Annotated in this window: 8 protein-coding genes; 6 read left to right on the top strand and 2 right to left on the bottom strand. The window is 71.6% G+C overall.

Features of this window, described 5'->3' with window-relative positions:
- Complete coding sequence (locus tag JT723_RS14765; protein WP_205045050.1) at window positions 1-1,020, top strand: LacI family DNA-binding transcriptional regulator; 1,020 nt, start codon at window positions 1-3, stop codon at window positions 1,018-1,020.
- 50 nt (window positions 1,021-1,070) lie between these two features.
- Here JT723_RS14765 and JT723_RS14760 read toward each other — a convergent pair whose 3' ends face one another.
- A complete protein-coding gene (locus JT723_RS14760) occupies window positions 1,071-2,087 on the bottom strand; it encodes a LacI family DNA-binding transcriptional regulator (protein WP_205045049.1) in 1,017 nt (338 codons plus the stop codon).
- Between the two features lie 311 nt (window positions 2,088-2,398).
- Between JT723_RS14760 and JT723_RS14755 the strand changes: the two genes are divergently transcribed.
- Window positions 2,399-5,032, top strand: a complete 2,634-nt coding sequence (locus tag JT723_RS14755; protein WP_205045048.1) for a PA14 domain-containing protein — start codon at window positions 2,399-2,401, stop codon at window positions 5,030-5,032.
- Window positions 5,033-5,187: 155 nt separating this feature from the next.
- Here the strand turns inward: JT723_RS14755 and JT723_RS14750 are convergent, their stop codons facing one another.
- Window positions 5,188-6,171 (bottom strand): LacI family DNA-binding transcriptional regulator, encoded by a 984-nt coding sequence (locus JT723_RS14750; protein WP_251513213.1) that lies wholly within the window; start codon window positions 6,169-6,171, stop codon window positions 5,188-5,190.
- 436 nt (window positions 6,172-6,607) lie between these two features.
- On the opposite strand from JT723_RS14750, the gene JT723_RS14745 reads away from it, so the two are divergent.
- The 4 genes from JT723_RS14745 to JT723_RS14730 all read left to right on the top strand — a co-directional run bounded on the left by JT723_RS14745 (window position 6,608) and on the right by JT723_RS14730 (window position 14,054).
- Window positions 6,608-8,290, top strand: a complete 1,683-nt coding sequence (locus JT723_RS14745; protein WP_205045046.1) for an ABC transporter substrate-binding protein — start codon at window positions 6,608-6,610, stop codon at window positions 8,288-8,290.
- Between the two features lie 61 nt (window positions 8,291-8,351).
- Window positions 8,352-10,445 (top strand): alpha-galactosidase, encoded by a 2,094-nt coding sequence (locus JT723_RS14740; protein ID WP_205045045.1) that lies wholly within the window; start codon window positions 8,352-8,354, stop codon window positions 10,443-10,445.
- A 115-nt stretch (window positions 10,446-10,560) separates the two neighbouring features.
- The gene (locus JT723_RS36135) at window positions 10,561-12,432 is read left to right on the top strand and encodes an RICIN domain-containing protein (protein WP_205045044.1); all 1,872 of its coding nucleotides are present in this window, start codon (window positions 10,561-10,563) and stop codon (window positions 12,430-12,432) included.
- A 113-nt stretch (window positions 12,433-12,545) separates the two neighbouring features.
- Window positions 12,546-14,054, top strand: coding sequence for a glycoside hydrolase family 43 protein (locus JT723_RS14730; protein ID WP_205045043.1), 1,509 nt, complete (start codon window positions 12,546-12,548; stop codon window positions 14,052-14,054).
- Window positions 14,055-14,069: the final 15 nt, after the last annotated feature.

Below are 14,069 nucleotides of genomic sequence, written 5' to 3'. Positions count from 1 at the left end.
ATGACAGAGACGGATCGCCGTCACCCCGCCGCCCGTGTGACGCTCACCGATGTGGCCGACCTGGCCGGGGTGAGCGTGGGCACCGCGTCCAAGGCGCTCAGCGGCAACGGCCGCATGCGGCCCGAGACGCGCCAGCGGGTCCTGGACGCGGCCCAGCGGCTGGACTTCCAGCCCAACGAGCAGGCCCGCAGCCTGCTCGCGGGCCGCAGCTGGACGGTCGGTCTGATCACCACCGACGGCATCGGGCGGTTCAGCACGCCCGTGCTGCTCGGCGCGGAGGACGCGCTGGGCGCCGGCAAGATCTCCGTCCTGCTCTGCGACACCCGCGGCGACGCGATCCGCGAACGCCACTACGTGCAGACGCTGCTCGGCCGCCGGGTGGACGGCATCATCGTCACCGGCCGCCGCACCGACCCGCGCGCCCCGCTGGCCGGCCTCGGCGGTGTCCCCACCGTCTACGCGCTGTCGCCCTCGACCGACCCGGCGGACATGTCGGTGGCCTCGGACGACGAGGGCGGCGCCCGGCTCGCGGTGGAGCACCTGATCAGCTCGGGCCGCCGCCGCATCGCCCACATCACCGGGCCCGCCCACCACGCGGCGGCCCAGCACCGCGCCCGGCTGACCGAGGACCTGCTGGCCCAAGCCGGCCTCGAACTGTGCGGCGACCGGGTCCAGTTCGGTGACTGGAGCGAGGCGTGGGGCCGCCGCGCGGCCCGTGCCGTGCTGCGTACCGCACCGGACACCGACGCCTTCTTCTGCGGCAACGACCAGATCGCCCGCGGTGTCGCCGACACCCTGCGCGAGGACGGCCACCGCGTCCCCGACGACATCGCCGTGGTCGGCTACGACAACTGGGACACCATGGCGCTGGCCGCCCGCCCGCCGCTGACCACGATCGACATGAACCTCGGCGAGATCGGCCGGGTCGCCGCCCTGCGCCTGCTCGAAGCGATCGACGGCACCGCCACCCCGGGGGTCAGGACCGTGCCGTGCAAGCTGGTGATGCGCGAGTCCAGCTGACCGGGAGATCGTCGAGTGCGGGTGGTGCCCGTCCATGAACGGGCGGCTGCTCACGCCGGGGGAGGGGCGGTGGACTCCCGGGCGACGAGCCGGTAGCCGGGCTGGATGCGCTCGGGCTCGACCTGCGGGTCGCCGGTCAGCCGGGCGACCACCCGTTCGACGGCGAGCCGGGCGATGGCCTGCTTGTCGGGCGAGACCGTGGTGAGGGTGACCGCGCCGAAGCGGCCGTCCTCGATGTCGTCGAAGCCGACCACCGACACGTCCTGCGGCACCCGCAGCCCGCGCTCGCCGAGCGCCCGCATCGCGCCGAGTGCCATCAGGTCGTTGTAGGCGAAGACGGCGTCCGGCTGCGCGCCCTGGTTGAGCAGGGCGTTCATCGCGGCGGCGCCGTCCCACCGGCCGTAGCCGTCGGTGGCGGCGACCAGTGAGTCGTCGTGCGGCAGGCCGGCCGCGGTCAGCTCCTCGCGCCAGCCGCGCAGCCGCAGGTGGGCGGGCTGCCTGGCCAGTTCGCGGCGGGCACCGAGGAAGGCGATCCGCTGCCGGCCGAGCCCGGTGAGGTGGCGTACCGCGGTGCGGGCGGCGGCGACGTTGTCGATGGCGATCTGGTCGTAGGGGGCGTCGTACTCGCGCTCGCCCAGCAGCACCAGCGGAGCGTCGTCGCGGCGGCCGAGCAGGTCGGCGGTCTCCAGCTCGATCGGGCTGAGGATCAGGCCGTCGATGACGTGCGCCCTGAACCCCTGCGTGACCAGGACCTCCTGCTCGCGGCGGCCCGCGGTGTGGTCGAGCAGCACCGTGTAGTCGAAGCGTGCGGCGGCGTCGACCACCGCCCCGGCGAGTTCGGCGAAATAGGGGTTGCCCAGTTCGGGGACGGCCAGCGCGATGATGCCGGTCCGCCCCTTGCGCAGATGGCGGGCCGTCAGGTTCGGCCGGTAGTCCAGGGCGTCGACCGCCCGCTGCACGCGCTCGCGCATCGCAGGAGTGACGTGCGGACGGTTGTTGACCACGTTGGACACCGTCTTGACGGACACGCCGGCCAGCTGCGCGACGTCTTTGAGACTGGCGCCCACGGACTTCCTTCCCTCGGCATCCGTGACGTTACATCCTCGGGGCCCCGGGCGGCACGTGCCCACGCAGGTGAGGCGGGGGCACTCGGCTTCACCGTCAGTGCCGGTTCCGGCGACCGCGGTCGTCTCGATCACGCCCTGACCGCCCCACCGCCCCCGCCTGCCACACAACGGATCTCGGCCTCGGGCTGGACCTGGCTCCGCAGCCCTGGTTTCATTCATCCGGCCGAGTTTTCCAACGTTAGAAAGATGGCGGAGGCACGCACCTCCGCGGCTCCTGGCCGCCGAGTATTCCCACGGAAGGGGAATCCGCAGTGAGATCAGGCAGGATCCGACTACCGAAACGACGCCGACTGGCCGCCCTCGTCACCCTGCTGTTGGGCGCGGCACTGATCACCCCGGCGACCGCCGGCGCCCTCCAGGCGCCGCAGGACGCCACCGCGGCAGCCGACACCCCGCAGGGGCTGCGCGCCGACTACTACCTCAGCACCGACGCCACCTCACTGGACTTCGCCACCTACAGCAGCACCGGCGTCGAACCGTCCCTGAACGTCCCCGACCTGCTCCCGTCGCTGCGCGACAACGCCGGCTCCACCCTGAACGTCGCCGTCCACTGGACCGGACAGCTCGACGTGCCGGCCGGCGGGACGTACACCTTCTACATCAAGGGCGACAACGGCTTCCGCATGTCGCTCGACGGGTCGAGCGTCATCGACCACTGGACGACCGACTGGGACGTGCAGACGACGTCGGAGCCGATCACGCTGACCGCGGGCGCGCACACCCTGGCCTTCGACTACAACCAGGGCAACGGCGGGGCGTACATCACCACCGAGTGGTCGGGCCCGGGGATCACCCGGCAGGCGATACCCGACTCCGCCCTGCACCTGCCCGCCGGCTTCACCCCGCCCACCGTCGACGCCGCCGTCGACACCTCGGGCCGGACCGCGACCCTGCAACTGCCCGGCGCGGTCACCGCGCTGCCGCAGGACATCGGCAAGCACCTGGCGGTGATCGCCGGCAGCAACCGCTGGACGCCGACGGTGGCGGTGAACCCCGCCGACGCCTCCCAACTGCTGCTGACCGCCGGGGAGTCCGACACCCCCGCTGCGTTGAAGTCGAAGGTGCGGGTCAGCTACGACGGGCAGGGCGACCTGACCACGGCCGCGGGGGAGGTGCCGCTGCTCTCGGGCCTGGCGACCAACAACTCCACCTGGTACTTCGCCACCAAGTGGGCCAAGGACGTCAGCCCCGCCAACGCCCTTCCCGACTACCCGCGGCCCCAGTTGACCCGCGACCGGTGGCAGAACCTCAACGGGACCTGGCAGTTCCAGGCCACGGATGAGAACGCGGCGCTGCCCGCGGGCAAGCTGAGCGGCTCCATCCTCGTGCCCTACCCGATGGAGGCGCCGCTGTCCGGCGTCGCCGAGCACCACGACTGGTCGCTCTACCAGCGCAGCTTCACCGTCCCGCGCACCTGGCAGGTCGGCTCCGACAACCGGCTGCGGCTGAACTTCGGGGCGGTGGACTACGAGACGTGGGTGTACGTCAACGGCCGCCAGGTCGCCCACCACGTCGGCGGCTACGAGGCCTTCACCGCGGACGTCACCGACGCCCTCAAGGGACGCGGACCGCAGACGCTGCTGCTGAAGGTCAAGGACACCACCGACGACCAGACGCCGACGGGCAAGCAGTCCCGCGACCCCAGCGGCATCTGGTACACCCCCACCTCCGGCATCTGGCAGACCGTCTGGCTCGAGCCGGTCCCCGAGGCGAGCATCGACTCGCTGGTGCTGACCCCTGACCTCGCCGACGAGTCACTCGCCGTCACCGTACGCCCGGCCGCCGGCACCCCCGCCTCCGCCCGGGTGACCGCCACCGCCTACGCGGGCCGCACACCCGTCGGCACGGTCACCGGCACGGCCGGCACGAAACTGCGGCTCAAGGTCCCGCACCCCGAGCTGTGGAGCCCCGACCACCCCTACCTGTACGACCTCAAGGTCACGCTCAGCAGCGGCCGTTCGCACGACGAGGTGGGTTCCTACTTCGGCATGCGGTCGATCGCCGTGGCCGACGTCGGCGGCGTCAACAAGATCGAGCTGAACGGCAGGCCGACCTTCGTCCTGGCCACCCTCGACCAGGGCTTCTGGCCCGACGGCATCTACACCGCGCCCACCGACGCGGCCCTCAGGTCCGACCTGGAGGTGCACAAGCAGCTCGGCTTCAACGCGGTGCGCAAGCACATCAAGGTCGAACCCGCGCGCTGGTACTACTGGGCCGACCGGCTGGGCCTGATGGTCTGGCAGGACATGCCCAGCCGCAACGCCGGGCCGACGGCCACCGCGGCCAGCGACCAGGCCTTCACCGACCAGGTCCACGAGATCGTCGACCAGCACATCAGCAGCCCCTCCGTCGTGATCTGGACGATGACCAACGAGGGCTGGGGCGAGAAGACCAAGGAGGCCACGGGCGCGCTCGCCGACGCGGTCAAGCAGCAGGACCCCAGCCGCCTGGTCGACCCCGCATCGGGCGTCAACTGCTGCGCCTCCAAGGGCGACTCGGGGCGCGGCGACCTGATCGACCACCACCTCTACCACGGTCCGGCCGCGCCGTCCCCCGACGCGACACGGGCGGCCGTGGACGGTGAGCACGGCGGCTACTCGCTGACGATCCCCGGCCACATCCTGGGCGTCTCCGGCGGCCAGAACTACGGTGACGTGCCCACCATCGAGGAGCTGACCAAGGCGTACGTCGCCAACACCAGCCAGCTGCTGGCGGGCGCGGCAGCCGGCATCTCCGGTTCGGTGTACACCCAGATCAGCGATGTCGAGGGCGAGTTGAACGGGCTGGTGACCTACGACCGCGCGGTCCTGAAGGTCGAACCCGGACCGGTCCGCGACATCAACCGGCAGCTGATCGCGGCCGGCGCGGCGGCGGGTGCACCGTAGCGCTCCGCCTCATGCGGCCTTCCCGGCCCGCCGATCCGGCGGGCCGGGAAGGCCGTCCACCCGGGCGGGCGTCCAGGAAATGCCGGAACGCGAGACGTTCACCCGGTCGGACGACGCGGTCCAGGGACCGGCCCCCCGGTCCGGGGGGCGAACCGTCAGCTCTTCGGCGGCGCGGTGCTCTCCCGTACGGTGAGCGTCGTTGCGATCTCCAGCCCGGTCTGGGGCGCCTGCTCACCGCGGCCGAGGGTCAGGGCGAGCTCGGTCGCCGCGATGGCCATCTCGGTCAGCGGCTGGTGGACGGTGGTCAACGGCGGGTCCACCCAGGAGACCGCCGGCAGATCGTCGAAACCGACCACGCTCAGGTCCTCCGGGATGCGCAGGCCGGCCTCGCGCGCGGCCTGGTACACCCCGAGCGCCAGCGGGTCGTTCGCGGCGAAGACCGCGGTGGGGCGGTCCGGCCGGGCCAGCAGGTCGCGCGCCGCGATACAGCCGTCCTCCCGGGTGAGATCGGCGTGGACCACCAGGTCCGGATCGAACGGCAGGCCGGCCGCCTGCAACGCGGAGCGGTAGCCGTCCAGCCGGGCAGCGCAGCACAGCACGTCCTGCGGTCCGCTGATCATCGCGATCCGCCGATGGCCCAACTCGGTCAGGTGGCGGGTCGCGGCCCGGCCGCCGGACCAGTTGGTGGCGCCGACGAAGGGGACGTCGTCCGGCAGTTCACGGGTCGGATCGAAGACGACGAACGGAATGCCCTTCGCCTGGAGCTGCTCGCGCTCGGCCTCGGACAGCTGCGCCACCGACAGCACGCAGTTCGGGCGGCGGGCCACGGTGTCGTCCCAGGTCGGAGCCGGTGAGTCGTGCAGGCCGAAGCGCGAGACCATCAGTCCCACGCGGTGCCTTCTGGCGACCCGCTCCACGCCCCGGATGATCTCCACGGCCCACATGCTCTCCAGCTCGCGGAACACCAGCTCCACCACGTTGTTCCGGTTCGCGCCCGAGAGCTTGCGGTAGCCGTACCGGTCGATCAGCTCCTCGACGCGGGCGCGGGTGCCGGGCGACACCCCCGACTTGCCGTTGAGCACCTTGGAGACGGTCGGAACCGACACGCCCGCCGACTCGGCGATGTACGCGATCGTCACCGGCCGGGAGGGGTCACCCCCGGGGTGTTCGCCACCGTCCGCCAGCCCTTCCGCTGTGTCCTGAGCCAAAGCCGCCTTCCGACCTTTCACGTCCTCGCCACACCCCATGGCCGGCCGAGCGACCGACAGCGATCATATTAGCTCCTCTCCGTCTGTGGGCGCGAAACTTTCCTGCAGCGGCCCCCGATGTCGTTCGCCTCACCCGGCCCGGATCACCTGCTCGCCCTGGTCGGCGAGTGCCGCTGACCCCTGGCAATCGGGACGGAACGAAGGTGAAGCGCATCGACGCTGCTCCGGGACCTCTTCGGGCCGTCAGCGAAAGCAGTAACGGGAGATTGCTTTTGTTTCTCCTCTTGTCTGGCAGGAGAACGGTCGATACGGTCGCCGCCAATCGTCTAAGCGCTTCGACACCTCACAGGGGAAGGGCCGCTTCCACATGAGCAGTCAGCTGAATCGCAGAACCTTCGTCAGCGCGGCCGCGTCCGTCGCGGGAGCCGCCGCGACCGCCCCGCTGCTGTCCGCCTGCGGCGGCGGCTCGCACCGGAAGACCGGGGCGAACACCAGGACCGGCTTGAAGGCGGCGCTGCCGGCCTACGTGCCCAGTACGGCCGTGAAGCCGGACATCCCGTCCGTGTCGGGCGGCGGCAACGGGGCGGCCACCGACCCGGCGTTCCTGAACTACCCCACCGACCAGGTCGCGACGGTCTCCGGCGTGCCGGGCAAGGGCGGCAGCTATACCGCGGTCACGCCGCTGTGGGGGACCATCCCCGCCGCGGGGAACTCCTTCTACCGGGCCATGAGCAAGGCCCTGGGTGTCGACCTGACCGTCAAGCCGGCCGACGGCAACAACTACAACACCGTCGTTCCCACCATGGCCGCCGCGCGCCGCCTGCCCGACTGGATCCAGCTGCCGGCCTGGTGGAACAACGCCTTCAACACCGGCGAACTGGCCGGGACCCAGCTCGCGGACCTGACGCCCTACCTGGCCGGCGACAAGATCAGGAAGTACCCGAACCTGGCGGCCCTGCCCACCGGCGCCTGGCAGACCTGCGCATGGGGCGACAAGCTCTACGGCATACCCTGCTTCTCCACCAACTTCGCGCTGGCCGGCGCCATCTTCTACCGCCGGGACATCCTGGAGGCGAAGGGGATCACCGCCGACCAGGTCACGTCCGCCGACGACATGTGGAACCTGGGCAAGGAGCTGACCGACGCCAAGCGCGGTGTGTGGGCGTTCGACGACGTGTGGACCTATCTCTCGCTCTTCTGGGACGTGCCGGCGCAGTGGAAGCTGGCCGACGGCAAGCTCGTCCACAAGTACGAACTGCCGCAGTTCCTGGAGGCCATGGACTGGCACTACCGCCTGGCGAAGTCCGGCTTCATGCACCCCGACGGCCTGGCGGGGAACAACGCCGGCCAGGGCACCCGGTTCTACGCGGGGAAGGCGCTGATCGCCGGCGGCGGCCTCGGCGCGTGGAACCTGGCCGACCACCAGTCCGGCCTCGCCGCGGACAAGAACTACCGCCGCGGCTCCTTCGACGTCTTCGCCGCCGACGGCAAGAGCACCCCGAGCATCTTCCTGGGGCCTTCCGCCAGCATGATCAGCTACCTGAACAAGCGCCTGAAGCCGGCCCAGATCGAGGAACTGCTGTCGGTGGCCGACTACTTGGCGGCGCCCTACGGCACGCGCGAATACACCATGGTCAACTACGGTGTCGAGGGCGTCCACTACACGATGGACAACGGGGTGCCGACGGCGACCAAAGAGGGCCAGAAGGACGTCCAGGCGACCACCTACCCCTTCCTGGCCGCGCCCGCGTCCGTGATCAGCAACCAGGGCGCCGACACCGTCACCAAGGACTACACCGCCTGGGCGGCGGCGAACGTGAAGTACGGCTACAAGCCGCTGTTCTGGAACGTGAACATCAGCCTGTCGCAGTCGCTGGCGACCGCCGCCGCGGCGCAGTCGGTGGAGGACACCATCAAGGACTGCTACCACGGCAAGAAGAAGGTCTCGGACGTCCAGGCCGCCGTCTCCCGATGGAAGGCGAGCAGCGGCGACCGCCTGAGGGCCTGGATGACCACGAACGTCCTGGACAAGGTCGGGACCGGCCAGTGAGCCTGCAACGGCCGCAGCAGACAGGCCGCGCCGCGCCGGACGCCGGGGCGGAGGCGGCACTGTGACCGCCACGACGGCTCACGCGACCCTCAGCTGGGGCCACGACGCCCTGCGGCTCGACCTGCGCATAAGCGCCGACGGCAGCACCCGGCTGGGCCTGGGCTCACCCGGCGCCCCCGCCTGGGACGCCGCCCTGCCGCCGGTCGAGGTCACCGCCGCCGGCCACGGCCGGCACTGGTCCAGCCACCGCCTGGTGGACAGCACCCTCGGCACGCGGCTGCTGCACCGCGCACACCACATCACCCGCGAGGGCGCCTGGCATGTGCTCACCGTCGAGCTGCACGACCCGGAGACCGGGCTGGCCGCCGAGGCGGTGTACCGGTCGCCGGACGGCGTACCGGCCCTGCGCGCCGAGGTGACGCTGCGCAACGAAGGCACCGACACCCTGCACCTCGAGTCGGTGACCTCGCTGACCCTCGGCGGCATCACCGACATCGGCCTGGACACCGCCGACGTGTGGTGGGCCGGGAACGACTGGCTCGCCGAGTTCCGCTGGCAACGCCGGCCGCTGCGGGCGGCGCTGCCCCGGCTCGGCGGACGGGTCGAATACGGGTACGGCAAAGGCTCGTTCGCCATGGCAGGGCAGGGCACCTGGTCCAGCTGCGGACACCTGCCGATGGGTGCGTTGTCCGACCGGGCGTCCGGCCGGGCCTGGGTGTGGCAGGTCGAGCACAACGGCGGCGGCCGGCGCTGGGAGCTCGGCGAACGCCACGGCGCCGCCTACCTGGCGCTGTCCGGCCCCACCGACACCGACCACGGCTGGCGGCACCCGCTGGAGCCAGGCGGAGAGTTCCGCACGGTGCCGGTCTCGGTGGCGTTCGGTGACCGGCTGGACGACGCGTTCGGCGCCATGACCACCTACCGCCGCGCGTCCCGCCGGCCGCACCCCGACCACACGACGCTTCCGGTGATCTTCAACGACTACATGAACTGCCTGATGGGCGACCCGACCACGGCGAAGCTGCTGCCGCTGGTGGACGCCGCCGCAGACGCCGGCGCGGAGTACTTCGTCATCGACGCCGGCTGGTACGACGACAGCGCCGGCTGGTGGGACAGCGTCGGCGCATGGCAGCCGTCCACCACCCGTTTCCCCGGTCCGCGCGGCATCCACGAGGTGCTGGACCGGATCCGCGAGCGCGGCATGGTGCCCGGCCTGTGGCTGGAACCGGAGGTGGTCGGGGTACGCAGTCCGATCGCCACGGCGCTGCCGGACGGGGCCTTCTTCCGGCGGGACGGTGTGCGGGTGATGGAGACCGGGCGGTACCAGCTCGACCTGCGGCACCCGGCGGCCCGCGCGCACCTGGACGCGGTGGTGGACCGCCTGGTGGGTGAGTGGGGTGTGGGCTACCTGAAGCTGGATCACAACATCGACGCCGGTTCGGGAACCAGCGGCCACCCCGCCGAGGTCCCGGCGGCCGGTGCGCTCGGCCACCACCGAGCGCACCTGGCCTGGCTGGAGGGCGTCCTGGACCGGCACCCGCACCTGGTGCTGGAGAACTGCGCGTCCGGCGGCATGCGGGCGGACCATGCGCTGCTGTCCCGGATGCAGCTGCTGTCCACCAGCGACCAGCAGAACCTTCTGCGCTACGCGCCGATCGCCGCCGCCGCGCCGACCGCCGTCACCCCGGAGCAGGGCGCGGTGTGGGCCTACCCGCAACCCGAGGACACCCCGGACGAAGTCGCCTTCACCCTGGTGAGCGCGCTGCTCGGGCGGATCCATCTGTCCGGGCCGCTGGCGGGCCTGAGCCCGCAGGCCCGCGCCCTGGTGCACGAGGCCGTCGCGGTCTACCGCGACCTGCGCGCCGACCTGCCCGGCGCGCTGCCGCTGTGGCCGCTGGGCCTGCCGGCCTGGGACGACCCCTGGGTCGCGGTGGGCCTGCGCACCGCGACCACCACCTATCTGACCGCTTGGCGCCGCCCCGGTGCCGACCCGACAACCGCCCTGCACCTGCCGCACCTGAGGGGCGCCCCGGCAGTGGCGACGCCGGTCTTCCCCGCCGCCGGCCCCGTCACCACCGCATGGGACCCCGGTGCGGCGGAACTCACGCTGACGCTGCCCGCGGCCCCGTCGGCCGTCCTGCTGCGCATGAGCTGACCCGCGGCCACGGTTCCACCCCTGCCTGCCGTGCCCGATCGCACGGCGGGAAGCCCGCCGTTCCGCAGACGGGAGCACCACGTCCCTGCCCGAACCCGACCCGATGGAGGGTTTCGTGAAACGGTTCCTCCGCGCCGGGCGCGAACGCCTGTTCGCCCTGGCCGCCGCCTCCGCACTCACCGCCGCCGCGCTGTCGGCCGGCACGTTCAGCGCCGCCGCCCCGGCCGCCGCCGCCACCTCCGCGACGGTGACCGTCGACACCAGCCACTGGCTGGCGAACTACTCGTCCACCACCCCCGGCCTGAACACCCAGGTCTACGACGCCGACATGAACGGCCCTGCCATCCCCGGCCTGCTCAAGAACGCAGGCATCGGAATGTTCCGCTACCCGGGCGGCAGTTACGCCGACGTCTACCACTGGCAGACCAACACCGCCGACGGCAACTACGTCGCCCCGAACACCGACTTCGACACGTTCATGGGCACCGTCCGGGCCGCGGGCACGCAGCCGATCATCACCGCGGACTACGGGTCGGGCACGCCGCAGGAGGCGGCGGACTGGGTGCGGTACGCCAATGTCACCAAGGGCTACGGCGTCAAGTACTGGGAGATCGGCAACGAGATCCCCGGCAACGGCGAATACGGCGCGCAGTGGGAGACGGACAAGCACTCCAGCCACAGCGCCACCACCTACGCCACCAACCTCCTGCAGTTCGTCTCGGCGATGAAGGCCGTCGACCCCGGCATCAAGATCGGGGCGGTGCTCACCACACCCGGCAGCTGGCCGGACGGCATCACCGGCCCCGGCGACACCCAGGACTGGAACCACACGGTCCTGTCGATCGCCGGTCCGAAGATCGACTTCGTCATCGTGCACGACTACCCGACCAGCACCGGCGAAGCCGATCTGCTGGCCAAGCCGCAGACCGCCGTGCCGTCCATGGCAGGCACGGTGCGGTCGCTGATCAACCAGTACGCCGGCGGCAACGCACCCAACGTGGGCATCGCCATCACGGAGACGAACGTCGACAAGTACAAGGACACCGCGCCGAACGGGCTGTTCGCGCCGGACCAGATGCTGACCTGGGCGGAGAACGGCGCCTTCACCGTCGACTACTGGGCCATGCACAACGGCACCGACTGCTCCCACGTGACCACGGTGGACGGTGCCACCGACTACGACGAAGGGGGAGTGCTGGCCAGCGGCCCGTCCTGCGAGCCGCCGCTGGACACCCCGTTCGCGCCCTACTACGGCATCTCGATGATCAGCAAGCTGGCCCAGTCGGGCGACTCGCTGATCAAGACCGGCAGCTCCACCCCGCTGATCTCCGCGCACGCGGTCCACCGCGGCAACGGCGACGTGAACGTGATGCTGATCAACAAGGACCCGGACAACGCCACCACGGTGTCCCTGTCCTACAACGGGTTCACCCCGTCCTCGGCCGCTCCGACCGTGTACAGCTACCAGAAGAACGGCACCTCGATCACCTCGTCCACCAGCGGCACCGCCACCACCCAGACCGTCCCCGCGTACTCGGTGGTCGTGGTGCAGATGCACCCGAGCAGCGGCGGCGACACCGGCGCCGCCACCGGCGCGCTGCACGCGGTCGGCGCGGGCAAGTGCCTGGACATCGACAACGGCAGCACCGCGGCCGGCACCCAGGCCCAGATCTGGGACTGCAACGGCGGTACGGCCCAGACCCTGACGCGCACCTCCGCCAAGGAGTTCCGCCTCTACGCCGGCACCTCCGCCCCGATGTGCCTGGACGACTTCGGCAACGGCACGGCGAACGGCACCGCCGCCGTGATCTGGCAGTGCAACGGCGGCGCCAACCAGCAGTGGAACGTCAACCCCAACGGCACGGTCACCAACGTGCGGACAGGGCTGTGCCTGGACGTCAACGGGTACGGCACCGCGAGCGGAACCAAGGTGCAGCTCTGGGCCTGCGGCTCGAACCAGAGCAACCAGCAGTGGACGTTCGGCTGACGGCAGTCGGCCGGACCCCGCCGGGCGGCCCGGTACGTCACCGGGCCGCCCCCACACCGAAAGACACCGAAAGCCCACCAGAACAGGGCCGGCGGCCCTGGAGAGGAACACGAGTGCCCGACCAGCACCAGGCGACCGCCACCGTCAGCAACCCGATCGTCCCCGGGTTCCACCCCGACCCGACGGTGTGCCGCGTCGGCGACGACTACTACCTCGCGTGCTCCAGCTTCGAGTACTTCCCCGGCGTGCCGATCTTCCACAGCCTCGACCTGGTGAACTGGACGCAGATCGGCAACGTGCTGGACCGGCCCGGACAACTGGCCCTGCCGTTGGACTCACCGTCCTCCACCGGCATCTACGCGCCCACCCTGCGCCACCACGACGGCCGCTTCCACCTGATCGTCACCAACGTCAGCGGCTACGGGAACCTGCTGGTCACCGCGACCGACCCGGCCGGCCCCTGGTCCGACCCCGTCCGGCTGCCGGACGTGCCGCGCATCGACCCGGACATCGCCTGGGACGAGGACGGCACCTGCTGGTGCACCTGCGCCGGCGTCCAGCAGGTCCAACTCGACCCGGCCACCGGCAAAGTGACCGGCGAGACCGAGGACGTCTGGTCCGGTACCCCCGGCGCCCGCTACCCCGAGGCCCCGCACCTGTACCGCATCGGCGAGTACTGGTACCTGATGATCGCCGAGGGCGGCACTGAGCGTGCACACGCCGTGTCCATCGCCCGTGGCACCTCCCCGAACGGCCCGTTCGAGCCGTGCCCGCACAATCCGATCCTCACCCACCGCGGCCACGAGCACCCGGTGCAGAACACCGGCCACGCCGACCTGGTGCAGGGCCCGGACGGCTCCTGGTGGCTGGTGCTGCTCGGCGTCCGTCCGAACGGCGGCACCCCCGGCTGGCACGTGCTCGGCCGTGAGACCTTCCTCGCCCCGGTCGTCTGGAACGAGGACGGCTGGCCGGTGGCCGGCTCACCCGACCTGGAGCTGCCCGCCCCCGGCTGGCCGCTGCACCCCGCGCCCACGGTGGCGGTGCGCGACGACTTCGACGACGAACGGCTCGCCCCGCAGTGGGTCTCGTTGCGCGACCGCCCGGCCGATCTGATCACCACAGGCGAGCGCCCGGGGTGGCTGACCCTGCGGGCCCGGGGTGCGTCCATGGACGACCCGGACGTGGTGTTCGTCGGCCGGCGCCAGCAGCACCACACCTGCCGGGTCAGGGCACTGCTCGACGCGAGCGAGGGCGCCGGGGGCCTGGCGGTGCGCATGGACGAACGGCACCACTACGAGGTGGAGGTCGCCGGTGGCGAGGTACGCCTGGTCGTCCGCCTCAGTTCGGTGAGCCAGGTGGTCGCGTCCCGGCCCGCACCGGCCGGAGCGGTGGTGCTGCGGGTGGACGTCACCATCCCGGCGCCGGACGACCCGGGCAGCGGCCCGGACCTGGTCACGCTCGGCTTCGAGGAGCCGGACGGCACGGTCACCGCGTTGGCCGCGCTGGACGGCCGCTACCTGTCCACCGAGGTGGCCGGCGGCTTCACCGGCCGCGTCATCGGCGTCTACGCCGCCACCGGGACCGTCCACGTCGACTGGTTCGACTACGAGCAGACCGGCTGAGCCGCGATGCCGGCG

It is taken from the genome of Actinacidiphila bryophytorum (genome assembly GCF_016916835.1).
GTDB classification, from domain to species: Bacteria; Actinomycetota; Actinomycetes; order Streptomycetales; family Streptomycetaceae; genus Actinacidiphila; species Actinacidiphila bryophytorum.
The sequence above is the reverse complement of the archived record's forward strand: the minus strand, read 5'-3'. Positions and strand labels throughout refer to the sequence as shown.